Consider the following 25,340-nt stretch of genomic DNA (forward strand, 5'->3'; position numbering starts at 1 on the left):
TGACGCCCCGCGTCATGTCGGAGGCCCCAAGTTAGGATGACCTCAGCGAAAGGACGTGCAGCGATGGGATACATCACCTCGGAGGCGCTGGCCGAGACCGGGTACGTCGTCCTCGACGACCACGATCAGGCCGCCGACCCCGCCGAGTGGCTCGACCTGCAGTACATCCCGTGGCGGTCCTCCGGCATCACCCGCTTCGCGCCCCTCGCCAGCTACGCCGGCGACCTCGAGTGCAACGGCTTCTGGAACCACACTCCCCCGCGCACCGACCGCGACGGGGTGTGGGTCTCGTCGCAGGTCGCGCTGGCTCCCACGCTGCAGGCCCGGGCCCTCGCGCCCGGCGCCCCGGTCGGCCGCTGCCGGGTGATCGAGCTGCAGCCCAACGGGTACGCCGACGCCATCTACAACCTGCATCAAGACGACAACAACCGCCTCAACGACGAGGGCACCGGGTGGGTCGTGCGCGGCTACTACAACCTCACCGACGACACCGACTCGATGCTGATCCTGCGCACCGACCGGTTCGACCCGGCGACCGAGGTGCGCCTGCCGCTGCGAGCCGGCTCGCGCATCATCGTCGACACGCAGCGCTTCTGGCACGCGGTCTGGCACCGCGGAACCGCGCCCCGCTACTCCCTCATCACCTCGTGGACCTCCGGCCTCGAACTCGACGCCTACATCGCCGCGAACCACGGCGACCCGCATCCGCCGACCGTCCATCTCGACCCGGCGTTCGTCGACGCCGCACAGCTCGAACTGCACCGCCGCATCGAAGAGCGCCGCCGCGCCTTCGAGGCCCAGGGCATCGTCATGGAACCCCCGACCCCGCTCTACGGCTGACTTCACTCGTCGCTTCCCGCCCACCTGCACGGACGCCGCACACCTGCACGACCGATACCCCGGTTTCTCCGTGCACACGTGCGGTTTCCGTGCATCCGGCGCGCACCGGTGCACCTCCCGCGCACCGCGTCGTGAACTGCAGGCAGAAACCCCGGATGCAGGCACGAAACCCCTCCCCCGTGCCTGCATGTCGCCGCGACGCCTGCACGTCGCGGCGGCACCACCCGCCGGCCCCCCCCCATCGGCATCCACCCGACCCACCTGCACGGACGCCGCACACCTGCACGACCGATCCTCCCGTTCCTCCGTGCAGACGTGAGGTTTCCGTGCATCCGGCGCGCATCACGTCGCGAACTTCAGGCAGAAACCCCGAATGCAGGCACGAAACCGTCGCCCGCGCCTGCATGTCGCCGCGCCGCCTGCATGTCGCCGCGGCACCACCCGTCGTGTGCCCCGGCACCCGCCACCTGCACGGACGGCGCGCCGCGTCAGACGGTGCGACCGCCGTCGAGACGAACGACCCGGTCGACGGATTCGGCGGGCGGGGCGACGTGCGAGATCAACAGCACCGACTGCGAACCGGCGGCGCCGAGCAGGTCGCGCAGCAGGGCGTCGGAGGCATCCGGGTCGACGCCGGCCGTCGGCTCGTCGAGCACGAGCACGGGGAATCCGCGCAGCAGCGCTCGGGCGAGCGCGATGCGCTGGGCCTGACCGCCCGACACGAGCGCGCCGCGGTCGCCGACCCGCGCATCGAGCCCGCCCCGCTCACGCACCCACGTTCCCAGGCCGACGCGGTCGAGTACGGCGAGCAGGTCGTCGTCGGTCGCGGTGTCGCGCGCGAACAGCAGGTTCTGCCGGATGTCCTCGTCGAACAGCTGCGGGCTCTGCTCGCACAGCCCCACCACACGACGCAGCGCCGGACCCGACAGCGCCGCCGCGTCGACCCCGCCGACGCGGTACACGCCCTGCGCCTTCAGGAAACCCACGAGCACGGCGGCGAGCGAACTCTTGCCCGCCCCGCTCGGGCCGGCGACGAGCACGCGCTCGCCCGGCTGCACATCGAGCGAGACCCCGCGCAGCGCCGCCGCTCCGCCCGGCCAGGATGCCGTCACATCGCGCAGCTCGATCGTCGGCGTCGTCTCCGCGGCCATCTCGAGGCCGGTGGCCGCTGTCTCGGCAGTCGCCCCCGCGCCGCCCGCGACACCCACCGCGTCGTCCGAGCGCAGCTCCGGCGGCATCCGATCCGGCAGCACGTCGACGATGCGCGCCGCGCTCGCGCGCACGCCGCGCCACGACGCCGCCGCGATCGGCACCGCGCCGAACACCTCGAACACGACCATCGGCACCAGCACCACCACGGCGAGCCAGGGGCCGTCGATCGCTCCCGACGACAGCCCGGGGGATGCGGCGGCCAGGGCCCACACCGAAGCCGCGCCCGCGACGGCCGAGACCACGCCCGCGGCGACGGCCTGTGCGAGCGAGGCCCGGGTCACGACGCGGCGGAGCGCCGCATCGGCGGTTGTCACACGTTCGCGCGCCGCGGGCTCGGCGCCGTACGCGAGCAGCACGTCGAGGCTGCCGAAGTAGTCGACGAGCGCGGCCGAGAGGTCGGCGCGTCGCGCGGATACGGCTGCCTCGGCGCGCGCCCCGAACAGCCACCCCATGCCGACCGCGGCAGTACCCGCCACGAGAAGGCAGAGCACCAGGGTCACGGCGGCGACCGGCGACACGAATGCCACGAACACCACCGCGCCGACGGCGACCAGCCCCGAGACACCGAGGGGCTGCACGACCCGCAGCGGCAGGTTCTGCAGGTTCTCGACGTCGTCGACGAGGGCCGAGAGCACCTTTCCGCGGTCGGTGCGGCCGAGTCCGGCGGGCGACAGCGGAATGAGCCGCCGCACCATGTCGGCCCGCGTCGCCGCGAGTTGACGGAGCGCGGCATCGTGACCGCTCAATCGCTCCAGGTACCGCGTGACCGCGCGGGTGACCGCGAAGAACCGCACGCCCACCACCGCGACCGACAGCGGCACGAGCGAGTCGACGATCGAGGCGCTCACGATCAACCAGCCGCTGACCGCGAGCAGGCTCACGGCCGCACCCGCCGACAGCACGCCCCAGATCAGCCCCGGTGCGAACCGCCGCGCCGACGGCTGCGCCAGACGCAGCACCTCACGAATGCGGTCGGCACGCGTGCGATCCGCGCGGATGCTCTCGGCACCGCTCCCCTGCACCACGGTCATGCGTTCACCCCCAGCGCCACGACCTGGTCGGCCACGTCGCGGGCCGAGCGGCGGTGCGAGACGAGGAGCACGGTGGCTCCGGCATCCGCCCGCTCGCGCAGCGAACGCCACAACCGGGACTCGGTCTCGGGGTCGAGGGCGCTCGACGGCTCGTCGAGGAGCAGCACCCGCCGCGGGTCGGCGGCGTGCCGGTGGAGTGCGCGCGCGACGGCGACCCGCTGGGCCTGTCCGCCGGAGAGGCCGCTGCCCTGCACGCCGAGCTCGAGGTCGGGGTCGAGGTCGGCGCAGGCCGCGGCGAGCGCCGCACGCACCGCGGCGTCGTCGGGAGCCGGGTCGCCGAGCGCCACGTTCTGCGCGATCGTGCCCTGCAACAGGCCCGGGCGCTGGCCGGCCCACGCGGTCCAGTCGGCGGGCGACAGCGCCCGCACGTCGATACCGCCGACGGTAGCCGTGCCGTCGAAGGGCACCGCGCCGCGCAGCGCGGCGAGCAGGCTCGTCTTGCCCGATCCACTCGGCCCCTCGACGAGTGTGATCGTGCCGGGCTCTGCCGTGAATGAGACGGGCGGGAGATCGCGCACCCGCAGCCCGTCGACGATGAGGGCGGCGTGGGCGCCCCGCAACACCTCAGGACCGGCACCGTCGGACGCGCCATCGCGAGCCCGAATCGCCGCGGCAGACCCCGCCGGTCCTGAGTTGGTGTCACCGAGACCCGCGTCCCCGTCGGCCACACCCGCACGCGTACCCGCCACCACGCCAGCAGCATCCGACCCACCCGCCCCCGCAGCCTCATCGAGCACCGCGAAGATGTCCTCGGTCGCGGCGACCCCCTCCGCGGCGGCGTGGAACTGCACGCCGACCTGCCGGATCGGCAGGAAAGCCTCGGGCGCGAGCAGCAGCACGAACAGTCCGATCTCGAGCGACAGGTCGCCCGACAGCAGCCGGAATCCGACGGCGACGGCGATCAGCGCCACGGCGAGCGAGGCGAGCAGCTCCATCGAGAACCCCGAGAGGAACGAGAACCGCAGCACCTTCATCGTTTCGCGGCGGTACTCGTCGGAGGTGGCCTCGATCCGGTCGGCGGCGCGGCGCTCCCGGCCGAACAGCCGCAGCGTCGCGAGTCCCTGCACCGTGTCGGCGAAGCGGGCGGCGAGCTGCTGCAGCGTCTTCCACTGCCGCTGCTGCACGGTGCGGGTGGCGATGCCGATGAGGATGAGGAACAGCGGGATGAGGGGCAGCGTCACCGCGGCGATGAGGCCGCTCTCCCAGTCGAACCACCACATGACCGCGAGCAGCACGGGCGTCGCGATCGCTGTCATGACGAGCTGCGGGATGTAGCGCGCGAAGTACGAGTCGAGCGCTTCGAGGCCGTGGCCGGCGGTGATCGCGAGTCCGGCCTGATTGCGCTGGGCGAGCCACCCCGGTCCGAGGCGACCGACCGCCCGGATGAGCGCGGCTCGCAGCTGCATGCCGGTCTTGGCCGCCGCGCGGGTTCCGGCGGCGTCGGATGCCGCGATCAGCACGCCGCGCAGCAGCGCCACGAGCAGCAGCGCCACCAGAGACCCCGAGACGTCGCGGCCGGCCAGGGCGCCGGTGACGGCATCCGTCAGCAGCCAGGCGAAGGCGATGACGACCGCGGTCTGCACGACGCCGATCAGCGCGGATGCCGCGAGGAACACCCTCGCGGCACCCGCGTAGCGCAGCAGTCTCGGGTCGACGGGTTTCACGCGTGCGCCGGAGCCCCCTCGATCGACCGACGGGTGACGCGCTTGCGGAACACCCAGTAGGTCCACGCCTGGTAGGCCAGCACGAGCGGCATGGCGATCAGCGCGGTCCAGGTCATGATCTGAAGCGTATACGGCGTGCTCGAGGCGTTCGCGATCGTGAGGCTGTAGGCCGGGTCGATGGTCGACGGCATGACGTACGGGAAGAGCGCGGCGAAGAGCATCACGACCGCGAGCATCACCGTCACCATGCCCGACACGAACGCCCACCCGTCGCGCCGCACGAGCGAGAAGCCCACGGCGGCGATGAGGGCCACCGCGGCGAGCGCACCCGCACCGAATACGAGCCACAGCAGCGGCGCCTCGCGGTTCATCGCGATCACGGCGGTCCAGACGACCGTGCCGGCGGCGGCGAGGATGGTCGGACCCGCGGCGAGCTTCGCCAGCCGGTGCGCGTCTTCATGCACCGGGCCGTCGGTCTTCAGGGCGACGAACAGCACGCCGTGCAGGAAGAACAGCAGCAGCGTGGTGACGCCCACCAGCAGCGCATACGGGTTGAGCAGCGAGAAGAACCCGCCCACGTAGATGTGGTCGGCGTTCAGTGCGACGCCCTGCACGATGTTGCCGAACGCGACGCCCCACAGCAGCGCGGGCACGACGGAGCCAATGATGATCATGCGGTCGAAGCCCTGCTTCCACTTTCGGCCTTCGCGCTGGTGGCGGTACTCGAACGAGACGCCACGCAGGATGAGCGCCAGAAGGATGAGCAGCAGCGGCAGGTAGAACCCGCTGAACAGCGTCGCGTACCACTCGGGGAACGACGCGAACAGCACGGCGCCGGCGACGATGACCCAGGTCTCGTTGAGGTCCCAGACCGGGCCGATGGTGTTGATGACTTGCCGGCGCGAGACGTCGTCCTTGCCGAGGAAGGGCAGCGACATGCCCACGCCGAAGTCGAACCCGTCGAGCACGAAGTAGCCGACGAAGAAGAAGGCGACGATGAAGAACCAGAGCGTTGCGAGATCCATGACGTGTCTCCTTCTCAGTACACGACCGACGGCAGCTGGGCCGTCTCCTCGTGCGGTTGCTCGGTGGTGTCGGGCCCCTTCTGCGCGGCCTTGACGATGAGGCGGATCTCGACGATCGCCAGGGCGGCGTAGATCGCGGTGAACGCGATGAGCGAGATGAGCACGTCGACCCCGTTCACGCCGGGCGAGACGCCGTCGCGGGTCGACATGAGGCCGAACACCAGCCATGGCTGACGCCCCATCTCGGTGAACACCCACCCCATGATGTTGGCGAGCAGCGCGAGCGGGAACGACCAGATCGCGAGCTTCCACATCCACGGCGCCGGCTCGCGCTTGGCGTTCTTGCGGGTGAGCCACAGGCCGGCGACCGCGACGAGGGCGGCGGCCATGCCGAGGCCGATCATCCACCGGAACGCCCAGTACGTGACCCAGAGGATCGGGGCGAAGTCGGTGATGCCGGTGTCGGCGTAGGTGGTGAGGTACTCGGCGTTCAGGTCGTTGATGCCGTGCACGCAGGCGTCGAGCGAGTGGGTCGACAGCAGCGACAGCAGGTACGGCACACGGATGGAGAACAACTCGGAGCTGCCGTCGGGGGTGCCGAGCGTGAAGATGCTGAACGAGGCATCCGCCCCGCAGACGGTGTTGAACGTGGCTTCGGCGGCGGCCATCTTCATCGGCTGCGCGGCGTACATCGCGAGGCCCAGCTGGTCACCCGTGAGCACGACGCCCGCGGTCGAGACGATCATCGCCCAGAGGCCGAACTTCAGCGAAATGCGCATCGTGTCGACGTGCTGGCCGCGCGCGAGGTGCCAGGCCGAGACCGAGATGATGACACCGGCGGCGAACATGAGCGCCCCGAAGATCGTGTGCGGGAACGCGGCGAGCGCGACCGGGTTCGTCAGCAGCGCCCAGAAGTCGGTGAGCTCGGCGCGGTTGGTCTCGGGGTTGTAGACGTAGCCGACCGGGTTCTGCATGAACGCGTTGGCCGCGATGATGAAGTACGCCGAGAGGGTGCTGCCGATCGCGACGCACCAGATGGTCGCGAGATGCAGCTTCTGCGGAAGTTTGTCCCACCCGAAGATCCACAGGCCGATGAAGGTCGCCTCGAAGAAGAACGCGAGCAGCCCCTCGAACGCGAGCGGAGCGCCGAACACGTCGCCGACGAAGCGCGAGTAGTCCGACCAGTTCATGCCGAACTGGAACTCCTGCACGATGCCGGTCACGACGCCCATGGCGAAGTTGATGAGGAAGATCTTGCCGAAGAAGCGCGTCAGGTGCAGGTACTGCACCTTCGCGGTGCGCACCCAGGCGGTCTGGAAGATCGCCGCCACCAGCGCCATGCCGATCGTCAGCGGCACGAACAGGTAGTGGTAGACGGTCGTCAGACCGAACTGCCATCGAGACAGGACCAGGGGGTCGAGCCATTCCATGGAGCACTCCTCTTTCTCAGCCTGCTGCCACGCTAATGAGAGGCCTGTCGGCGCCATCGGGTCGCAGGCCGTGAATAAAGCGGATGCCGTCTACGCGGCGGCCATCGCCGCCAGTCGCAGCTGCACCGTGCAGTCCTCCGGGAGGGACGACGCGCGCACGGCCTCGGCCGAGAGCGGCCCGCCGGCTTCGGCGAGCACCCCCTGCATGAGACCGAGGTGCACGGTGCAGAGCATCGGGCGGTCTTCCGCGCGGCCCGCGGCGTGCGGGCACGGGCTGAGGTCGACGGTCAGCTGCTCGTCGTCGACGACGGGCTCGAAGCCGCTCTCCTCCAGGTGTTCGATCAGGGCGTCCAGTTGGTAGGTGGCGTCGCGTCCGAGGGCGGATGCCGTGGCCGGCAGCACCCGGCGCAGCAGGTCGCCGCGGCGGGCGGCGGCCGAGACCTTGTCGCGGGCGATGGGGCTCGATGCGTCGCCCATGCCGGTCGCCGCGCTGTAGAGCGTGCGGGGGCGGCCGCGGGTGGTGCGGTGCTCGGTGGCGGCGATCACGTAGCCGCCCTCGATGAGGCGCTGCAGGTGCTCGCGCACCGTGTTGGGGTGCAGGCCGGTTGCCTCGCAGAGTTCGCCGATGGTGCGCTGCGCACGCGTCTGCACGAGGTGCAGGAGCTGCACTCGTGAGTACGTGGAGATCGGCCCGCAGACGGGCCCGGCGCTGGCCATGACTCCAGTATGGCCGCGCCTCGGGGGTGCCCGACGCCGTTCGGCCGTGAAAAACCCCCGTCGGCGATAGGAGTGTCGGATGCCCGCGATAGCGGGCGTGCATGGGGGCCTCGTGGGGGGCCATCCGGCGGTGCGGTTCGCGGGTTCGCCGCCGCTCTGCACGGAGTTCCCCCGCCTGCACGGCCGATCCGGGCATCCCTCCGTGCAGGTGTGCGGAGTCCGTGCAGGTGGCCGCCGGCCGGCGGTGTCGGATGCCCCGGCTAGCCTTGCTGCATGGCCACTCGTCGTCCCGCCCCGCCCGCTTACGTGTGCACCGAGTGCGGGTGGACCACGGCCAAGTGGGTCGGCCGTTGCGCGGAGTGCCAGCAGTGGGGCACCGTGCAGGAGCAGGCGACGAAGACGGGCATCGTGCAGCGCGTGAGCGCGCTGCCGCCGTCGACCGATCGCGCCGCCCGCCCGATCACGCAGATCACCACGACCGATGCGCCTCGGCGCACGAGCGGCGTCGGGGAGTTCGACCGCGTGCTCGGCGGCGGCATCGTGCCGGGAGCGGCGATCCTGCTCAGCGGTGAGCCGGGCGTCGGCAAGTCGACCCTGCTGCTCGAGGTGGCCGCCAAGGCCGCGCACGCCGGGCGCCGCGTGCTGTACGCGAGCGCCGAGGAGTCTCCGGCGCAGGTGCGGCTGCGCGCCGAGCGCACGAACGCCCTGCACGACGAGCTGTACCTGGCGAGCGAGACCGACCTCGCCGCGATCCTGGGACACATCGACGAGGTGAAGCCGCAGCTCGTGATCGTCGACTCGGTGCAGACCGTGTCGTCGGGCCTCATCGACGGCGCCGCGGGGCAGCCGAGCCAGGTGCGAGAGGTCGCCGCGACGCTCATCCGCATCGCAAAGGAACGCGATCTGCCGATCATCATCGTCGGCCACGTCACCAAAGACGGTCAGGTCGCGGGGCCGCGGGTGCTCGAACACCTCGTCGACGTCGTCTGCCACTTCGAAGGCGACCGCCAGACCGCCCTGCGTTTCGTGCGGGCGCTCAAGAACCGTTTCGGCCCGACCGACGAGGTCGGATGCTTCGAGATGACCGGCGACGGCATCGCCGAGGTGCCAGACCCCTCCGGGCTGTTCCTCTCGCAGGGCACCACCGAGCCGGGCACGTGCGTCGCGATCTCGCTCGAGGGCCGTCGGGCATTGCCGGTCGAGGTGCAAGCGCTGACCGTGCCCACTCAGGCCCCCAACCCGCGGCGCATCGTGCACGGCGTCGATGCGTCCCGCGTGGCGATGGTGCTCGCCATCCTCGAACGTCGCGCCGGTGTGCCCACCGGGTCGCTCGACGTGTACGTCTCGACCGTCGGCGGGGTGCGCTTCACCGAGCCCGCCGCCGACCTCGCGATCGCGATCGCCATCGCCGGGTCGATCCGGCAGTTCTCGGTACCGCGCACCCTGGCCGTGGTGGGCGAGCTGAGCCTCGCCGGCGAGATCCGCCCGGTGACGCAGGCCGCACAACGGCGGTCCGAGGCCTCACGTCTGGGCTACGAGCACGTGGTCGACGACCGGTCAAAAACGCTCCGCGCCGCGCTCGGCGACGTCAAGGCCCGCAGCGGTGAGCGCGAGGCCCGCGGCGTCCCCCCGTTCTGAGCATCCGCACTCCCGAGCCCGGCTACCCACCCCCGCCCTGAGCATCCGCACTCCCGAGCCCTACCCCCGAGCATCCGCACTCCCGAGCATCCGCATGCCCCTCACGTCCCCGCGCGTTTTCGCAGATCTGCAGGATGTCTCAGCCGCACGCTCACTTCCCTGCGAGATGCTGCAGATCTGCGAGATTGTGCGGGGCCACAGGGCACAGGGCCATGGGGCCAGGGGGGCCAGGGGGGCCCAGGGGGGCCAGGGGGGCCAGGGGGCCAGGGGGGCCAGGGCCAGGCCGACCGAAGGTCAGGCCTCCAGTGCCTTGAGGATCTCCTGCGGCGAGGCCTGCATGGGGTGCGGGCCGGCGATGTCGAGGAACACCGTGGTGATCGGATGCGCGCCGAGGAAGCTGCGCAGCCACTCGGCGGTGTAGATGCCCACGCCGGGTGGCAGGTTGGCGGGCTTATTCTTCGCGTCGCTGAAGAGCAGCAGCGCGAGGTCGCCCGAGTTCGGGTCGCGGTACGTCCACACCTCGCCGGTGTCGAGCGGGTTGTCGCGGGCCCCCGGCTTGACGAGCGGAACAACGGTGGTGCCGTTGCGCAGAGCGAGGGCGACGGCGGCGACGTCCTGCTTCTCGAGGGCCAGAGCGAGGGCTTCCGAGCGGAAGTCCTCGGGGGCCGGTTTCTTCTTCGCCTTCTTCGCTGCCATGTCTCCAGCCTAGAGCGGCGAGACCTGACCATGCCCGCGCAGCGGGCGGAGACAGATAGGGGCCCTCTCGAGTCATCCATTGGGGACTGGGGTACTCGAGAGGGCCCTCGGGTTCTCGGGCGGCGGATGTCGAAGCGCTGGGGACGCTGTAGCTCGACGCCACTGGGGATGGCATGATCGCCGCACGATCGGAGAACCGATATCAATGGTATCCCAAAGACCCCCGCCGTGTCAGCCGATCCTGAAGACTCTGCGCTTTTCGTCGGGCCAACCGCGAGATCACGCGGAACGAGTCGCCCGACGCTCCCCGCTCTTCCGATCCTGTCCTCAGAACAGCAGGATCTGCTTCGTCGTGGCGCTCGGGAACCCGCCGATCGACACCCCCACGTGGTACGAGGCACCGCCGGCGGGAGCGCGTTGGCGGTTCTCCTCGGCGCAGGTGTCGACGCTCGACCGCGTGCGATCCCACACGACCGGCTCCTTGCTCGTGACCGTCGTGCCGGCCGCGAGCGTCGCGATCATGCTGCTCGGGTTCTCCTGGCAGTCGGTCGACCGCCACCACACATCGGTGCCGCTCGAGATCGTGAACGACTGCAACGACGAACCGACGTCGAGCGTGCAGTCCGCTCCGCCGGTGTTGGTGAGCGAGATCGACAGTTTCGGCAGCTCGCCCTCGGCGTAGCTCTCGGCATCGGTCACCGCGGTCACTTCGAGGTCCTTCGCCTGGCACGCCACCACGCCCGGTTCCTCGGGCGGCGGCTCGGTCTCGGTGACCGTCGGCGACGCATCCGGAGACGCATCGGGCGAAGCATCCGGCGTTGCGCTCGGCGTGTTCGACGGGGTCGACGACGGAGCGGGCGTGCTCTCCGACGCCTGCGAGGCCCACGGCTGAGCCACGAGCAGCCACACGCCGACCCCGATCGCGGCGAGCACCACGATGAGGGCGCTCAGCACGACGAGACGCCGTCGGCGATAGACGGCTGCGGACTGACGGGGCATGAGTAAAGGCTAGTTCAGGCTCTTGAGCATCCGCGTGTTGCCGAGCGTGTTCGGCTTGACGTGTGCGAGGTCGAGGAACTCCTCGACACCCGCGTCGCCGCTGCGCAGCAGCTGCGAGTACACGTCGGGATCGACGACCTGCTCGCCGATGGGTGTGTAGCCGCGGCGGCCGAAGAAGTCGACCTCGAAGGTCAGGCAGAACAGTCGGGAGAGTCCGAGTTCGACCGCATTCTGTTCGAGGCGGTCGACGATCGCCCGACCCACCCCACGGTGCAGCCAGGACTCGTCGACGAGCAGCGTGCGCACCTCGCCGAGGTCTTCCCAGATGACGTGCAGCGCACCGCATCCGATGAGTTCGCCGTCGGCCTCGGCCACCACGAACTCCTGCACCGAGCCGTAGAGCACGGCGAGGTCTTTGCCCAGCAGGATGCGCTTCTCGACCATCGGCTGCAGCAGAGTGCGGATGCCGGTGACGTCGGCACTGCGGGCCGGTCGCACGATGTAGTCGTTCACCCGTCCAGCCTAGAACCGCCCGCCTCCGCAGAACCTGACCCCCGGTGAGAACGCGAAAGGGGCGGATGCCGAAGCATCCGCCCCTTTCGGGATCAGCGTGACGTCACTCGCCGGTGATGGCGAGGTCGGGCGTGGCCGAGATCTCTCCGCCGGTGTTGACGCCGACCGAGACCTTCTCGCCGCGCGGGCCGTGCTCGAACAGGAACTCGCCGTCCTTCGCGTCGACCTTCACGTGGTCGCCCGCGTCGAGCTCGCCGTGCAGGATCTTCTCCGACAGACGGTCCTCGACCTCGTGCTGCATCGCGCGACGCAGCGGACGGGCACCGAGGGCCGGGTCGAACCCGATCTCGATGAGGCGCTCCTTGGCGGCCTGCGACAGCTCGATCGTCATGTCGCGGTCGAGCAGCCGCTCGCCGAGGCGCTTGGTGAACAGATCGACGATCTGCACCAGCTCCTCCTTGTTCAGCTGCGGGAACACGATGATGTCGTCGACACGGTTGAGGAACTCGGGCTTGAAGTGCCGCTTGAGCTCTTCGTTCACCTTGCCCTTCATCCGCTCATAGCTCGTCGCGTTGCTGCCCTCGATCTGGAAGCCGACCGGGCCGCCCGCGATGTCGCGCGCACCCAGGTTGGTGGTCATGATGATGACCGTGTTCTTGAAGTCCACGATCCGACCCTGACCGTCGGTGAGGCGACCCTCTTCGAGGATCTGCAGCAGCGAGTTGAAGATGTCGGGGTGCGCCTTCTCGATCTCGTCGAAGAGCACCACGCTGAACGGCTTGCGCCGCACCTTCTCGGTGAGCTGGCCGCCCTCTTCGAATCCGACGAACCCGGGAGGGGCACCGAACAGACGCGAGACGGTGTGCTTCTCGCCGAACTCGCTCATGTCGAGCGAGATGAGCGCAGCTTCGTCGTCGAACAGGAACTCGGCGAGCGCCTTGGCGAGCTCGGTCTTTCCGACACCCGTGGGGCCGGCGAAGATGAACGAGCCCGAGGGGCGCTTCGGGTCCTTGAGGCCGGCGCGCTGACGACGGATCGTCTTCGACAGGGCGGCGATGGCCTCTTCCTGACCGATGACGCGCTGGTGCAGGGCCTTCTCCATGAAGACGAGTCGGCTCGACTCCTCCTCGGTGAGCTTGAAGACCGGGATGCCCGTGGCCTGGGCCAGCACCTCGGCGATCAGACCCTCGTCGACGACCGCCTGGGTCGCGACGTCGCCCGCACGCCACTGCTTCTCGAGGCGCAGGCGCTCGGCGAGGAGGCTCTTCTCCTCGTCGCGCAGCGACGCGGCCTTCTCGAAGTCCTGCTCCTCGCTGGCGGCTTCCTTCTGCTCGCGCACCTTGGCGATCTTCTCGTCGAACTCGCGCAGCTCGGGCGGGCTCGACAGGATCGACAGACGCAGGCGGGCGCCGGCCTCGTCGATCAGGTCGATGGCCTTGTCGGGCAGGAAGCGGTCGGAGACGTAGCGGTCGGCGAGGTTCGCCGCGGCCACGATCGCGCCGTCGGTGATCTGCACCTTGTGGTGCGCCTCGTAGCGGTCGCGCAGTCCCTTGAGGATGTTGATGGCGTGCGGCAGGCTCGGCTCGTTCACCTGCACCGGCTGGAAGCGGCGCTCGAGCGCGGCATCCTTCTCGAAGTGCTTGCGGTACTCGTCGAGCGTCGTGGCGCCGATGGTCTGCAGCTCGCCGCGCGCGAGCAGCGGCTTCAGGATGCTCGCGGCGTCGATCGCACCCTCGGCGGCACCCGCACCCACGAGGGTGTGGATCTCGTCGATGAAGACGATGATGTCGCCGCGCGTGCGGATCTCCTTGGTGACCTTCTTCAGGCGCTCCTCGAAGTCACCGCGGTAGCGGGAACCGGCGATGAGCGAGCCGAGGTCGAGCGAGTAGAGCTGCTTGTCCTTCAGCGTCTCGGGCACATCGCCCTTGACGATCGCCTGGGCGAGGCCCTCGACGACGGCGGTCTTGCCGACGCCGGGCTCGCCGATCAGGACGGGGTTGTTCTTGGAGCGACGGGAGAGGATCTGCATGACCCGCTCCGCCTCCTTCTCGCGCCCGATGACCGGGTCGAGCTTGTTGTCGCGCGCAGCCTGGGTGAGGTTGCGACCGAACTGGTCGAGCACCTGCGACCCGCCCTGCGCGGCGGGGGTGTCGTTGCTCTGCGCGCCGACGGCGGCGGGCTCGCGGCCCGGGGCGCCCGACAGCAGCTGGATGACCTGCTGGCGCACCTTGTTGAGGTCTGCGCCGAGCTTGACGAGCACCTGGGCGGCGACGCCCTCGCCCTCGCGGATGAGGCCGAGCAGGATGTGCTCGGTGCCGATGTAGTTGTGGCCGAGCTGCAGGGCCTCGCGGAGGCTGAGCTCGAGCACCTTCTTGGCGCGCGGGGTGAACGGGATGTGGCCGGTCGGCTGCTGCTGACCCTGGCCGATGATGTCCTGCACCTGCTCGCGCACGGCGTCGAGGGAGATGCCCAGGGACTCCAGCGCCTTGGCGGCGACGCCCTCGCCTTCGTGGATGAGGCCGAGCAGGATGTGCTCGGTGCCGATGTAGTTGTGGTTCAGCATCTTCGCCTCTTCTTGGGCGAGGACGACCACACGACGGGCTCGGTCCGTGAATCTCTCGAACATGTTGACTCCTTGATTCGCACGGTCCCCGGGTGAGTGCCACACGGGTGCGAAGCGCTTGTACATCGAGAGTAACGACCGCGGATGCCGTGTATGCCCGTGTTCGCCGTGGGCATACCGCCGCCCTTTCGGTCGGGCATCCGTCGCCTTCCGCTCCCCGTCGTCGTCGGCGCGGGATGCGGCGCGGGGTTGACGCACTTATCGGGAATCGATAACTTAATGGGAGTCGATAATAACGATCAACGATAAGGAGTCGACATGGACAACCGCACGGGACGACTCACCCGCGGCGACCGATGGTCGCTGGTGGCCTTCTCCGTCGCCGGTCTTGCGATCGCCGCGTGGATCGTCGTCGGGGCGACGGTCCGCATCGTGCAGCTGGCACAGGGCGTCGATGTTCCGGTCGCGGTCGACTTCCTCGACACCACGGTCGACGTCACCCTCACCGACGGGTCAGGCTCCGTGCCGGTGCGCCTCGACAGCGGGGCGCTCACCGCCCCCGAGCTCACGCCGATCGCGACCGTGCCCGGCATCCTCGGACAGGTCGTGCTCGCGCTCACGGTGCTGATGGTCGTCGCGTGCCTGCTGCTGCTGGCCCGCGGCATCATCCGGGGCGAGGTCTTCAGCCGCCGGCACACCGTGCTCGTCTCGGTCGCCGGCCTCGGCGGGCTGCTCGGCTTCGCGCTCGCCCGCTTCTTCGACAACATGCTCGCGAACGCGACCGTGGCGCAGCTCACCGATAACCGGCTCGACACCGCCGTGCTGACGATCGAGCCCTTCACCTGGGTGCTCGCGGCGTTCGCGGTCGCGGTGATCGCAACCGCCTTCACGGTGGGCGAGCGACTGCAGCGCGAGAACGCGACGCTCGAGAAGGAGACGGAGGGCCTGGTGTGAGCCCCGCCGACTCCGACGACGAGGCCACCGGCATCCACTGCCGTCTCGACGAGCTGCTCGCCGACCGCGGCATGACCCTCACCGAACTCAGCGCCCGCGTGGGCGTGAGCATCGTGAACCTCTCGGTGCTCAAGAACGACCGGGCCCGGGCCATCCGCTATTCGACGCTGCGGGCGATCTGCGACGCTCTCGACTGCGAGGTCGGCGACCTCCTCGTCCGCACTCCGACCCCCTGACCCCGCCCCCTCCCCGCTCCCGTCGCATTTTCTGTCGCCTCCAGCCCTCCCAGGCGACAGAAATTGCGACGGGAGCGGAAGGGGACGGGGGCGTCAGAAGGAGGGAGGGGGCGGAGACGACGGGGGCTGCGGGGCGAGAGGCTGCGGGGCCATGGGCTGCGGGGCCATGGGCTGCGGGGCGGCGGGCTGCGGGGCGAGGGGCTCGATGACGACGGCGGTGCCGTAGGCGCAGATCTCGGTGAAGTTCTGGATCGATCCGGCGTCGAAGCGCATTGCCACGATCGCGTTCGCGCCGCGCTGCTGCGCCTCGGCCCACATCCGCCCCATCACCACCTGCCGGGCCTCGTACATGACCTGCGTGTACTCGGGGATCTCGCCGCCGCCCAGCGACCGGAACCCCGCCGCGAACCCTTGGCCGAAGTCGGTCGATCGAACGGTGAGACCCATCACCTCGCCGAGCACCTGCGTGATGCGATACCCCGGAACGTCGTTCGTCGTGACCATGAACATGACGCCATCGTGCCAGACCGCCCCCTTTTACCAGATGGCGGCGCATGGGCACACCTCCCCATGCCAATATTCCTATCAATAGCCTGGGAGCCGATACCGTGGCTTTCATGATGAACTTCGACCGGAAACTGCGCACCCGCTCCCGCCTGCTGCTGGCCATCCCGGCAGCCGCCCTCGCCCTCTCCCTCACCGCCTGCGGTGCGGGCCGCCCCTCCGAAGACCAGGTCGCCGCCGGCCTGACGAAGTACTTCGAAGAGGCCGGCCAGGGCGACATCCTCGACGAGAACGCCGCGGAGTGCTTCGCGGGTCACCTCGTCGACTCCGACCTCAGCGACGAGACGCTGAACTACCTCGCCAACGGTGAGGACAAGCAGGCCAACCAGGAGGACAAGGATCTGACCACCAAGATCCTCCAGGACAACATGAACGAGTGCCTCGGCCTCGAGAGCGAGTGATCCTCGCGCGCTGACCCCCGGTCGCGCTCCACGAAGGATGACGGATGCTTCGGCATCCGTCATCCTTCGTCATTTCCGCCCAGGGAATTCTCAGCCGCCCCTAGCGTTAGACGTTCTGGCGTGCATACCGGCCCGCCGCCCCATCGTTCTGGAGTTCCCCCCGCATGAGTAGCACCACGCGCGCCCAGAAGGCGCCCGATACCCGCGGACCGGTCCGGAAGCTGCTGACCTCGTTCGGCTTCCAGATCATCGCCGCCCTCGTCCTCGGCATCGCCGCCGGCCTCATCGCCCGCCAGCTCGGCGCGACCGCCGACAACCCGAGCGGCCTCTCTGCCACGCTCGACACGATCGGCAGCTCGTACGTCACGCTGCTGCGCGCCGCCGTCGTGCCGCTCATCTTCACCGCGATCGTCGCCAGCATCTCGAACCTGCGTCGCGTGCAGAACGCCGCTCGCCTGGCCGGTCAGACGCTGCTGTGGTTCGCGATCACCGCGTTCATCGCCGTCGTCATCGGCATCGTGCTCGGCGTCACCATCCAGCCCGGCAGCCGCGCCGGCGAGGGCCTCGAGACCGGCGACCCCTACACGGTCGGCACCTGGTGGAACTTCCTGCTCGGACTCATCCCGCAGAACTTCCTCGGCATCGGCGTGAACAGCTCGTTCGACGCCGAGGCCGGTTCGGTCACGTCGAGCGTGAGCTTCAACATCCTGCAGGTGATCGTCGTCGCCGCCGTGGTCGGCATCGCCGCACTCAAGGCCGGCAAGAAGGCCGAGCCGTTCCTCGTGTTCACCGAGTCGCTGCTCAAGGTGATCCAGCGCGTGCTGTGGTGGATCATCCGCATCGCCCCGCTCGGCACCTTCGGCCTCATCGGCGCCGCCGTCGTCAAGTACGGCTGGGAGAAGCTCGCCTCGCTCGGCTGGTTCGCGATCGCCGTCTACGTCGGTCTCGCGCTCGTGCTGTTCGTCGTCTACCCGATCCTCGTGAAGACGCACGGCCTGTCGATCAAGCAGTTCTTCTCGGGCGTGTGGCCCGCGGTGCAGCTGGCGTTCGTCAGCCGCTCGTCGATCGGCACCCTGCCGCTCACCGAGCGCGTGACCGAGCGCAACCTCGGCGTGCCCCGCTCGTACGCGTCGTTCGCCGTGCCGTTCGGCGCGACCACGAAGATGGACGGCTGCGCCGCGATCTACCCGGCCATCGCCGCGATCTTCGTCGCACAGTTCTTCGGCATCGAGCTGAACTTCGTGCAGTACCTGCTGATCGTGCTCGTCTCGGTCGTCGGTTCGGCCGCCACCGCCGGCACCACCGGCGCGGTCGTGATGCTCACGCTCACCCTGTCGACGCTCGGCCTGCCGCTCGAGGGCGTCGGCCTGCTGCTCGCCATCGACCCGATCCTCGACATGGGCCGCACCGCGGTCAACGTCGCGGGCCAGGCGCTCGTACCGGCGATCGTCGCCAAGCGCGAGGGCATCCTCGACGAGGGCCGGTACAACGCGCCGCGCGCCGGCCTGCCCTTCGCCGAGGACGACGACGACACGACAGAGGCGGATGCCTCGACCACCGAGCCCGCCGCCACGCGCTGAGCCGCGGCCCGCAGCATCCGTTCGCAGAACGCCCCGCCCCACCCGGGCGGGGCGTTCTGCATTCCTGCGGTGCCGGAGCGTGGGAGGCGGACGTCAGGCGCGGTCGGCGGGGCGCGTGGCGCTGCGGGTGTCCATCGCGAGCTCCTCGGCATCCATCGCGGCGATCAGCTCGCGCATGACCTCCTCGTCGAGGTTGCCGCGGTCGCGCTCTTCGAGGAGGATCGCGCGACGCACCTGCAACCACCCCTTCGAGAGCGCGAGAAGGTCGTCGTACGACGGCTTCGCGACGGCATCCTCCACCTCCTGCACCTCATCGGTGTCGCGCTCGACGCGCGTCATGCGCTTGGCGAACGCGTCGAACAGGCGCAGGTCGACGTCGCCGTACTTCTGCTCCCACTCGATCCTCTTCTCGGCGAGGTAGGCCTTGCCCGCCTGGCGGCTGCGCTCCTTGACGGCGGCGAGCGAGCGCCGGTCCTCCTCGTGGTCGACGTCGCTCGCGATGCCGAGGCCGCGGATCAGGGCGGGCAGCGTGAGCCCCTGCAGCAGCAGCGTGCCCACGGTGACGATGAACGCGACGACGACGATCGCGTGGGACGCCTCGGTGTCGAGCGTCGCGAGGTCGGCGGCCGCGAGCGCGGTCGCCAGCGTCACCACCCCGCGCATGCCCGCCCACGAGATGACGGCGTTGTCGCGCCAGGTCAGCTGCAGACCGGCCATGCGCTCGCGCACCATCTGCCGTCGCAGCTCATCGGGGGTGAACCGGTTCCAGCGCCGCGACTGGGCGAGCCGCTTCTGGAACCCCTCGGACTCGACCCCGCGGTCCCACCGCGCGAGGCGCCGACGATCCTGCCAGTTCGCGAACGCGCTGATCGGATAGATGTAGAGCGGACGAACCACCAGCACGACCAGCAGCACTACCGCGGCGAGCAGCAGGATCTCGCCGATCGACTCGGCGCTGAGGTCGCTGATCACCCGCGGCAGCTGCAGGCCGATGTACGCGAACACGAAGCTCTCGAGCAGGAAGTCTGCCGACAGCCAGATCGGCTTCTCCTGCTGGCGCGTGGTGTAGTCGGTGCGCGGTGCGTTGAACCCCACGTAGAGGCCCATCGCCACGACGGCGAGCACACCCGAGCCGCCCAGGTGCTCGGCGATGGCGTAGGCACCGAACGGCGCGAGCAGGCCGAACGTGCCGATCACGACGGCGTCGCTGATCCGCATGCGCAGCTGGTGCAGCGCGATGCCGAACACCAGACCGATCGCGACGCCGACCGCGACGGCGACGACGAACTGCCAGACGCCGTCCCACACGGTCAGTGTGGCGCCGGCGAGGATGGCGGCGAACACGCGGTAGAGCGTCAGCGAGGTGGCGTCGTTGATGAGACTCTCGCCCGACAGCACGGTCATGATGCGCCGGGGCAGGCCGAGCTTGCGGCCGATCGCCGCGGCCGACACCGCGTCCGGCGGGGCGACGATCGCCCCGAGCAGCAGGGCACCCGGCAGGGTGAGCGAGGGGAAGATCCACCAGGCGACGAGCCCGACGGCGAGCGCGGTGATCAGGACGAGCCAGATGCCGAGGCGTCGGATCTGCGGAAGGCTGCGACGGAATCCCACGAACGACACGTCGAGGGCCGCCGAATACAGCAGCGGCGGGAGCACGAGGTTGAGCAGCAGATGGCCATCGGCCCGCAGTTCGGGCACGAAGGGAAGGAAGGATGCGGCGAGCGCGACGACCGTCACCAGCAGCGGCGCCGGCCACCCCCTCCACCGCGCGATGGCCGCCACGACGACGGCGCCGACGAGCACGTAGAAGATCTCGGCATCCATGCAGGAAGCGTAGCGCCGGGCATCCGCTCAGTCGGCGTCGAGCGCCTCGCGGAGGCCGGCGTTCTCGTCGCGCAGGCCGCTGTTCTCGTTGCGCAGACCCGCGTTGGCCGACCGGAGGCCGGCGTTGGTGCTCTGCAGTCCGGCGTTCTCGTCTTGCAGGTCGAGTACCCGCGCGATCCCGGCGATGTTGAGGCCGTCGCTGCGGAGCGCGGCGGCCCGACGCAGGCGATCGACGTCGTCGTCGCTGTAGCGGCGGGTGCCGCCGTCGCTGCGCGCGGGCGCGAGCAGCCCCTTGCTCTCGAACAGCCGTAGCGTCGCCTCGGGGAGTTCCGACAGCTGCGCGGCCACGGCGATGCCGTAGACCGGGGTGCGCGAATCACGGGTGGCCATGCGGTCCTTTCGAGGACTTGCGAGACGTCTGACTTTGATCTATAACAAATCTACAGCACAGATGCAGATAACCTGCATCACCGTTCCAGCCCCTCGGGGCCGCACGAAAGGAGACACCATGGCACTCACCTTCGATCCGTTCAGTCAGCTCGACCGCTTCGCTGCGAGCGTGCTCGACTCCGTTCGAGCACCCCGGCTCATGCCGGTGGACCTCTACCGCGACGGCGACCGCTACATCCTGCACGCCGACCTGCCGGGCGTCGACCCGGGGTCGATCGACGTCGATCTCGACGGCACCCAGCTCACCCTCCGCGCCCAGCGCACCGCCGACACCCGCGAAGGCGTGCGGTGGCTCGCCCGCGAGCGCGGAGCAGGAGCGTTCCTCCGCCAGTTCACGCTCGGCGAGGGCGTCGACCTCGATGGCATCAGCGCCTCGTACGAGAGCGGCGTGCTGTCGGTGATCATCCCGGTGAGCGAGCGCGCGAAGCCACGCAAGATCAGCGTCGAATCGCGCGAGCAGCGGCAGGCGATCGACGCCTGACCCCACGGGGCGGGGCGCCCGGCCGCGCCCCGCCCCCAGCCTCCTCCCCCATTCCTCTACTCCTCGATGCCGAAAGGAGAAGCCCATGTCCCCCTCCCCCGCCCTCGACCGCTTCCTCCGCTCCATGGAGTACCCGGCCACCCGTGACGATCTGCTGCGCGAGGCCGCCCGCGACGGTCTCGATCCCGACGACCGCGCGCTGCTCGCGGCGCTGCCCGAGCAGAGCTACAGCGCCGCCTGGAGCATCCGCTACCGGCTGGCCCGCCGGTCGCTGGCGGATGCCTTCGCGCCGAGCGCCGGCATGCCCGCGGCCGCCTGACATCGCGCCGGTCCGGCCGACGCCGTGGGCACAGACGCCCCGTGGCGTCGTCCGAACCGGTGCGTTGCGCGGGGGTGGAGCGTCGGCATCCGCCCCCGGGTACCGACGCGCCGCCTCCCGAGCGCCGGGAATGCGGCATCCGTCCCGCGCGTTGCAGAACGTGATGAATGACGTCGCCCTCTCCGTCCTCGACCTCGTGCCCGTCCGTTCCGGACAGACCAGCGCCGAGGCCATCCGCGCCTCCCTGTCCCTCGCCGAGATCGCCGACCGGCTCGGCTACCGTCGCTACTGGTTCGCCGAGCACCACAACATGCCGGCCGTCGCGTCGACCACCCCGCCGGTGCTGATCGCCGCCGCCGCGACCCGCACCGAGCGCATCCGGCTCGGATCGGGCGGCGTCATGCTGCCCAACCACGCGCCGCTCATCGTCGCCGAACAGTTCGCCGCCCTCGCCGCGATCGCCCCGGGGCGCATCGACCTGGGCCTCGGCCGCGCACCGGGCAGCGACCCGGTCATCACGCAGCTGCTTCGCGGGTCGGGTACGACGAGCGACGTCGAGCAGTTCCCCCGCCACGTGCAGGACATCGCCGCGCTCGTCTCGAACGAGGGCGCCACTGTGCGCTTCACGTCGGGCGGCGAGTACACCGTGCGCGCCACCCCCGCAGCGACCGACGCCCCCGAGGTGTGGCTGCTCGGGTCGAGCGACTACTCGGCGCAGCTCGCGGCATCCCACGGCCTGCCGTACATCTTCGCCAACCACTTCTCAGGGCAGGGTCTCGAGCGCGCCCTCGACCTGTACCGCACGAACTACCAGCCCAGCGAGGAGCACCCCGAACCCCGCACGTTCCTCACCGTCAACGCCGTGGCGTCGCCGACCGCCGACGAGGCCGAGGCCCGCGCCCTGCCGCAGCTGCGCATGATGGCGCGCCTGCGCTTGAACAAGCCGCTCGTCGCGCTCGAGACCGTCGAAGAGGCGCTGGCCGCCGAGTCGGATGCCGCCACCGACCAGGTCGTCGAGGCCGCCCGGTCGCGGTGGTTCGTGGGCACCGGCGAGTCGGTCGCCGCCGAGGTGCGCGAGTTCGCCACCCGCTGGGGCGTCGACGAGGTCATGCTCTCCCCGGTCGCAGGAGCGTACGCCGCCGAGGCCGCCGACTCGACGACCGCGCGGGCCCAGACGCTCGAGCTCGTCGCCGAGTCGCTCCGCCTCCCCGCCAACGCCGCGTAGCCCGCGCGCCCCTCCCTCCGCGTAGCCCGGGCACCCGCCCCCATCCCCTACATGCGGGATCAATATGGCGGGTTCCGGGGCCCTTTTACGCGCGATTTTGATCCGGCACGCGTAGCTGGGATGGGGCTGCTCCCTCCGCTCCTGCCCCTACCTGACTCCGGCACTCCCCCTCCCTCTCCCCCCGCCCCACCCCACGCGGGATCGATATGGCAGGTTCCAGGGCCCTGTTACGTGCGTATTTGATCCCGCACGCGGAACGGCCCGGCACGCACTCCGCCTCCGCGCCGGTGCGGGATCAATATGGCGGGTTCCAGGGCCGTTTAGCGTGCGGTTTTGATCCCGCACGGGGGAACGGGAGGGGGAAGGGGGAGCGGGAGGGGGAAGGGGGAGCGGGAAGGGGAAGAGAGCATCCGTATCCACAGGCGCGAGTTGTCCCCAGATGCTGGGCGCCGGCGAGGGCGGGCGACATCGCGGGGCCGATCGCCGCAACCCTGGGCGGATGCCCCACCGCATCGCTCTCCCGCCTCACCTCGGCCCCGTCTTCTCCGTACGCGACGCGGCGCGCGCCGGCGTCGGGCGCAGCCGTTACTCGAGCGGTGACCTCGCCCGTCCCTTCGATGGTCTCCGTGCCACGCGCCAGCCCGACACCTTCGCCGAGGTGATGGCGAGCTACCTTCCGCGATTACGGCCCGGACAGGCCTTCGCCGGTCGAACGGCAGCCAGGATCTGGGGCCTCCCCCTGCCGATGCCCTGGCGACGCGGTGAGGTGCTCGACATCGCGGTCGACACAGGCACCTCGCCCCCGCGTACCGTCGGTGTTCGCGGCCGCCGCATCCACCCCCAACGCCGTTCGGTGATAGAGGTCGACGGCATACCCGTGCTCGATCCGATAGCCACTGTCTTCGTCTGCGCCGCCGAACTGACACCGCTGCACACCGCGATCGCGGTCGAGGCGCTGATCACCCCCGCGCAGAACTACCCGGGGCTTCGGGCCGACCGCCCTGCCATCTCGATCGGCGACATCGCGGATCGTCTGGCGACCTGGAGACGTTTCCGGGGCTCGCCGGCTGTGCGGGCGGCGCTTGATGTCGTGCGAGTGGGGTCTGAGTCGCCGAAAGAGACGGAGACGCGGATGCTGCTTCACCGCTTCGGTCTGCCGGAGCCCGAACTGCAGCATGTCGTTCGGGTCGACGGGCGCTTCGTCGCCCGCGTCGACCTCGCCTACCCGCGGTGGCGCATCGCGATCGAGTACGAGGGCGACGGCCACCGGACGGATCGCGAGCAGTGGCGGCGCGACGTCCGACGACAGCGCGATCTGGAGGACCACGGCTGGATCGTGATCCGGGTCACGCAGCTCGACCTCGCGCATGGTGGCGCCGCACTCGCGTCGCGCATCCGTCGAGCGATCGCTTCGCGGGGCTGACTCTCCTCGGCGCCGCTCGCAATCGCGGATTCGCGACCTCGCGCACACCCCCTGGTGCGACCCGAATGCGCCGCCGGGAGAAGGGCTGGCCCGCGTCGCACGTCCGGCGTACCCTCCAGAGAAGGATGCCCTCGACGGGGAGGGCGACCCTCGGAAGGAGTTCGATGATGAGCACCACCACCCTGGCCCTCTGGGTCGCATACGGCAGGAACGGCGTGGTCGGAAGCATCCGCCATGATGCCGACGGCTACGTGGTGACGATGGCGGGCGCGGATGCCCTCGCCGGCACCTACCCGACGCTCGAGGTCGCGAAGTCGGCTCTGCACGCGCGCATGGCGCCCGGCAGCGACTGGCCGAGCTTCCGCGAGCACTGAGCCCGCAGCGGCCCACGCGCCGTGCGGGATCAAAATCGCACGCCAAACGCCCCCGGAACCCGCCATATCGATCCCGCATCGCGGAAGCGGGGCGCGGGCGGGAGCGGGGGCGGGAGCGGGGGGCGGGGGCTGTCAGGAGCCGGGCTCGCCGGAGACGAGGCCACGCAGCCAGTCGCGCGCCTCGACGAAGACCTCGTCGGCGTAACGCTCGGGGTAGTGCACGATGCGCCGGTCGGCCCTCGGGTACGACCCGAGGAACACCACCCGGGGGCTGAAGCGACGGATGCCGAGGAGCGCATCAGCCATGCGCTCGTGCTCGATGTGTCCGTCGGCGTCGATCACGAAGCGGTACCGTCCGAGCTCGTCACCGATCGGGCGCGACTCGATGAGTGACAGGTTGATGCCGCGGGTCGAGAACTGCTCGAGCATCTCGAGCAGCGAACCCGGATGGTCGTGCGGCAGCTCGACGATGAGCGACGTCTTGTCGGCCCCGGTCGGCGCAGGCGGGGCGGTGGTGCGCGACACGAGTACGAACCGGGTGACGGCGTTGGCGTTGTCGCCGATGCCCGAGGCGAGCACATCGACGTCGTAATGCTGCACAATGCCGGGGGCGGCGATAGCGGCCTGCGCGGGAGACGAGCCGTCGAGCACGCCGATCGCCGACGCCACGTTGCTCGACGCGGGCACGTGCGAGTGCGCCGGGATGTTCTCCCCCAACCAGCCGTGGCACTGCGCGTAGGCCACCGGGTGCGCGGCGATCACGGTGACGTCGTCGATGGTCGTGCCGCGCGGCGCCACGAGCACGAAGTTAACGCGCACCAGGTACTCGCCGACGATCCGCAGACCGGGCAGCGTCGCGAGGGCATCCTGCGTGGTCGAGACGCCACCCTCGATCGAGTTCTCGATCGCGATCATGGCGGCGTGGCTGCGACCCTCGAGCACGTCGGCGAGCGCCTCACCGACGTTGTGCACGGGCCGCCAATCCTGACCGCGGGCCTCCGCCACCTGGTCGAGAGCCGCCTCCGTGAACGTTCCTGCGGGTCCCAGATAGCTGTAGGTGCGGCGTTCGGTCACGCGTTTCACCTTATAGCGCGGCGTCAAGCCCCCGACGCGGAGTTTCG

Annotated in this window: 24 protein-coding genes; 11 read left to right on the plus strand and 13 right to left on the minus strand. The window is 70.1% G+C overall.

Translation table 11 applies throughout. The features are described from left to right. The first annotated feature begins 63 nt into the window (after nucleotides 1–63). Nucleotides 64–840: a hypothetical protein gene (locus RWS82_RS10570; RefSeq protein ID WP_314649855.1), complete on the plus strand. Its 777-nt coding sequence runs from the start codon at nucleotides 64–66 to the stop codon at nucleotides 838–840. A 488-nt stretch (nucleotides 841–1,328) separates the two neighbouring features. Here RWS82_RS10570 and cydC read toward each other — a convergent pair whose 3' ends face one another. From cydC to RWS82_RS10595, 5 genes are all read right to left on the minus strand, one after another. Continuing rightward, a complete protein-coding gene (cydC, locus tag RWS82_RS10575) occupies nucleotides 1,329–3,083 on the minus strand; it encodes a thiol reductant ABC exporter subunit CydC (protein ID WP_314649858.1) in 1,755 nt (584 codons plus the stop codon). After that, complete coding sequence (cydD, locus tag RWS82_RS10580) at nucleotides 3,080–4,807, minus strand: thiol reductant ABC exporter subunit CydD (RefSeq protein ID WP_314649860.1); 1,728 nt, start codon at nucleotides 4,805–4,807, stop codon at nucleotides 3,080–3,082. The genes cydC and cydD overlap by 4 nt, the downstream gene beginning before the upstream one ends. Continuing rightward, the gene (gene cydB / locus RWS82_RS10585) at nucleotides 4,804–5,832 is read right to left on the minus strand and encodes a cytochrome d ubiquinol oxidase subunit II (protein WP_314649864.1); all 1,029 of its coding nucleotides are present in this window, start codon (nucleotides 5,830–5,832) and stop codon (nucleotides 4,804–4,806) included. Before cydB ends, cydD begins: the two co-directional genes overlap by 4 nt. 14 nt (nucleotides 5,833–5,846) lie before the next feature. Further along, nucleotides 5,847–7,262, minus strand: coding sequence for a cytochrome ubiquinol oxidase subunit I (locus RWS82_RS10590; RefSeq protein ID WP_314649867.1), 1,416 nt, complete (start codon nucleotides 7,260–7,262; stop codon nucleotides 5,847–5,849). A 90-nt stretch (nucleotides 7,263–7,352) separates the two neighbouring features. Beyond that, nucleotides 7,353–7,979 carry an ArsR family transcriptional regulator gene (locus RWS82_RS10595; RefSeq protein ID WP_314649869.1) on the minus strand — a complete coding sequence of 209 codons (627 nt, stop codon included), beginning with the start codon at nucleotides 7,977–7,979 and terminating at the stop codon, nucleotides 7,353–7,355. 273 nt (nucleotides 7,980–8,252) lie between these two features. On the opposite strand from RWS82_RS10595, the gene radA reads away from it, so the two are divergent. Next, complete coding sequence (gene radA, locus RWS82_RS10600; RefSeq protein ID WP_314649870.1) at nucleotides 8,253–9,617, plus strand: DNA repair protein RadA; 1,365 nt, start codon at nucleotides 8,253–8,255, stop codon at nucleotides 9,615–9,617. 294 nt (nucleotides 9,618–9,911) lie between these two features. Here radA and RWS82_RS10605 read toward each other — a convergent pair whose 3' ends face one another. The 4 genes from RWS82_RS10605 to RWS82_RS10620 all read right to left on the minus strand — a co-directional run bounded on the left by RWS82_RS10605 (nucleotide 9,912) and on the right by RWS82_RS10620 (nucleotide 14,451). Then, complete coding sequence (locus RWS82_RS10605; RefSeq protein WP_314649872.1) at nucleotides 9,912–10,313, minus strand: dehydrogenase; 402 nt, start codon at nucleotides 10,311–10,313, stop codon at nucleotides 9,912–9,914. 327 nt (nucleotides 10,314–10,640) lie between these two features. Continuing rightward, on the minus strand, nucleotides 10,641–11,312 hold the full coding sequence (locus RWS82_RS10610) for a hypothetical protein (RefSeq protein WP_314649875.1): 672 nt from the start codon (nucleotides 11,310–11,312) through the stop codon (nucleotides 10,641–10,643). 9 nt (nucleotides 11,313–11,321) lie between these two features. After that, nucleotides 11,322–11,825: an amino-acid N-acetyltransferase gene (locus RWS82_RS10615; RefSeq protein WP_314649878.1), complete on the minus strand. Its 504-nt coding sequence runs from the start codon at nucleotides 11,823–11,825 to the stop codon at nucleotides 11,322–11,324. 103 nt (nucleotides 11,826–11,928) lie between these two features. Then, on the minus strand, nucleotides 11,929–14,451 hold the full coding sequence (locus tag RWS82_RS10620; protein WP_314649880.1) for an ATP-dependent Clp protease ATP-binding subunit: 2,523 nt from the start codon (nucleotides 14,449–14,451) through the stop codon (nucleotides 11,929–11,931). Nucleotides 14,452–14,706: 255 nt separating this feature from the next. Here RWS82_RS10620 and RWS82_RS10625 point away from each other — a divergent pair, with 255 nt between their 5' ends. Continuing rightward, a complete protein-coding gene (locus RWS82_RS10625; RefSeq protein ID WP_314649883.1) occupies nucleotides 14,707–15,342 on the plus strand; it encodes a DUF2975 domain-containing protein in 636 nt (211 codons plus the stop codon). Next, entirely contained in the window at nucleotides 15,339–15,578 is a 240-nt protein-coding gene (locus RWS82_RS10630; protein ID WP_314649884.1) for a helix-turn-helix transcriptional regulator, read from the plus strand. Before RWS82_RS10625 ends, RWS82_RS10630 begins: the two co-directional genes overlap by 4 nt. A 93-nt stretch (nucleotides 15,579–15,671) precedes the next feature. On the opposite strand, the gene RWS82_RS10635 is transcribed toward RWS82_RS10630, so the two are convergent. Then, the gene (locus tag RWS82_RS10635) at nucleotides 15,672–16,088 is read right to left on the minus strand and encodes a YbjQ family protein (protein WP_314649887.1); all 417 of its coding nucleotides are present in this window, start codon (nucleotides 16,086–16,088) and stop codon (nucleotides 15,672–15,674) included. A 107-nt stretch (nucleotides 16,089–16,195) separates the two neighbouring features. Here RWS82_RS10635 and RWS82_RS10640 point away from each other — a divergent pair, with 107 nt between their 5' ends. Together RWS82_RS10640 and RWS82_RS10645 are read left to right on the plus strand one after the other, a co-directional pair. Next, entirely contained in the window at nucleotides 16,196–16,543 is a 348-nt protein-coding gene (locus RWS82_RS10640; protein ID WP_314649890.1) for a hypothetical protein, read from the plus strand. A 164-nt stretch (nucleotides 16,544–16,707) separates the two neighbouring features. Then, nucleotides 16,708–18,123 carry a dicarboxylate/amino acid:cation symporter gene (locus RWS82_RS10645; RefSeq protein ID WP_314649893.1) on the plus strand — a complete coding sequence of 472 codons (1,416 nt, stop codon included), beginning with the start codon at nucleotides 16,708–16,710 and terminating at the stop codon, nucleotides 18,121–18,123. Between the two features lie 93 nt (nucleotides 18,124–18,216). Here the strand turns inward: RWS82_RS10645 and RWS82_RS10650 are convergent, their stop codons facing one another. Next, nucleotides 18,217–19,947 (minus strand): sodium:proton antiporter, encoded by a 1,731-nt coding sequence (locus RWS82_RS10650; protein WP_314649895.1) that lies wholly within the window; start codon nucleotides 19,945–19,947, stop codon nucleotides 18,217–18,219. Nucleotides 19,948–19,974: 27 nt separating this feature from the next. Further along, complete coding sequence (locus RWS82_RS10655) at nucleotides 19,975–20,337, minus strand: MerR family transcriptional regulator (protein ID WP_314649898.1); 363 nt, start codon at nucleotides 20,335–20,337, stop codon at nucleotides 19,975–19,977. Between the two features lie 118 nt (nucleotides 20,338–20,455). Here RWS82_RS10655 and RWS82_RS10660 point away from each other — a divergent pair, with 118 nt between their 5' ends. The 5 genes from RWS82_RS10660 to RWS82_RS10680 all read left to right on the plus strand — a co-directional run bounded on the left by RWS82_RS10660 (nucleotide 20,456) and on the right by RWS82_RS10680 (nucleotide 24,219). Next, nucleotides 20,456–20,878, plus strand: coding sequence for an Hsp20/alpha crystallin family protein (locus RWS82_RS10660; protein WP_314649900.1), 423 nt, complete (start codon nucleotides 20,456–20,458; stop codon nucleotides 20,876–20,878). A gap of 85 nt (nucleotides 20,879–20,963) precedes the next feature. Continuing rightward, on the plus strand, nucleotides 20,964–21,197 hold the full coding sequence (locus RWS82_RS10665; RefSeq protein ID WP_314649903.1) for a DUF2795 domain-containing protein: 234 nt from the start codon (nucleotides 20,964–20,966) through the stop codon (nucleotides 21,195–21,197). A 163-nt stretch (nucleotides 21,198–21,360) separates the two neighbouring features. Further along, complete coding sequence (locus RWS82_RS10670; RefSeq protein ID WP_314649906.1) at nucleotides 21,361–22,422, plus strand: LLM class flavin-dependent oxidoreductase; 1,062 nt, start codon at nucleotides 21,361–21,363, stop codon at nucleotides 22,420–22,422. 499 nt (nucleotides 22,423–22,921) lie between these two features. Further along, on the plus strand, nucleotides 22,922–23,845 hold the full coding sequence (locus RWS82_RS10675; RefSeq protein WP_314649910.1) for a hypothetical protein: 924 nt from the start codon (nucleotides 22,922–22,924) through the stop codon (nucleotides 23,843–23,845). Between the two features lie 164 nt (nucleotides 23,846–24,009). Next, nucleotides 24,010–24,219, plus strand: coding sequence for a methyltransferase (locus RWS82_RS10680; RefSeq protein WP_400190088.1), 210 nt, complete (start codon nucleotides 24,010–24,012; stop codon nucleotides 24,217–24,219). 132 nt (nucleotides 24,220–24,351) lie between these two features. On the opposite strand, the gene pheA is transcribed toward RWS82_RS10680, so the two are convergent. Beyond that, nucleotides 24,352–25,302 (minus strand): prephenate dehydratase, encoded by a 951-nt coding sequence (gene pheA, locus RWS82_RS10685; RefSeq protein ID WP_314650635.1) that lies wholly within the window; start codon nucleotides 25,300–25,302, stop codon nucleotides 24,352–24,354. Between the last annotated feature and the right edge of the window lie 38 nt (nucleotides 25,303–25,340).

The sequence above is a fragment of the uncultured Microbacterium sp. genome, from assembly GCF_963528945.1.
Lineage (GTDB): Bacteria > Actinomycetota > Actinomycetes > Actinomycetales > Microbacteriaceae > Microbacterium.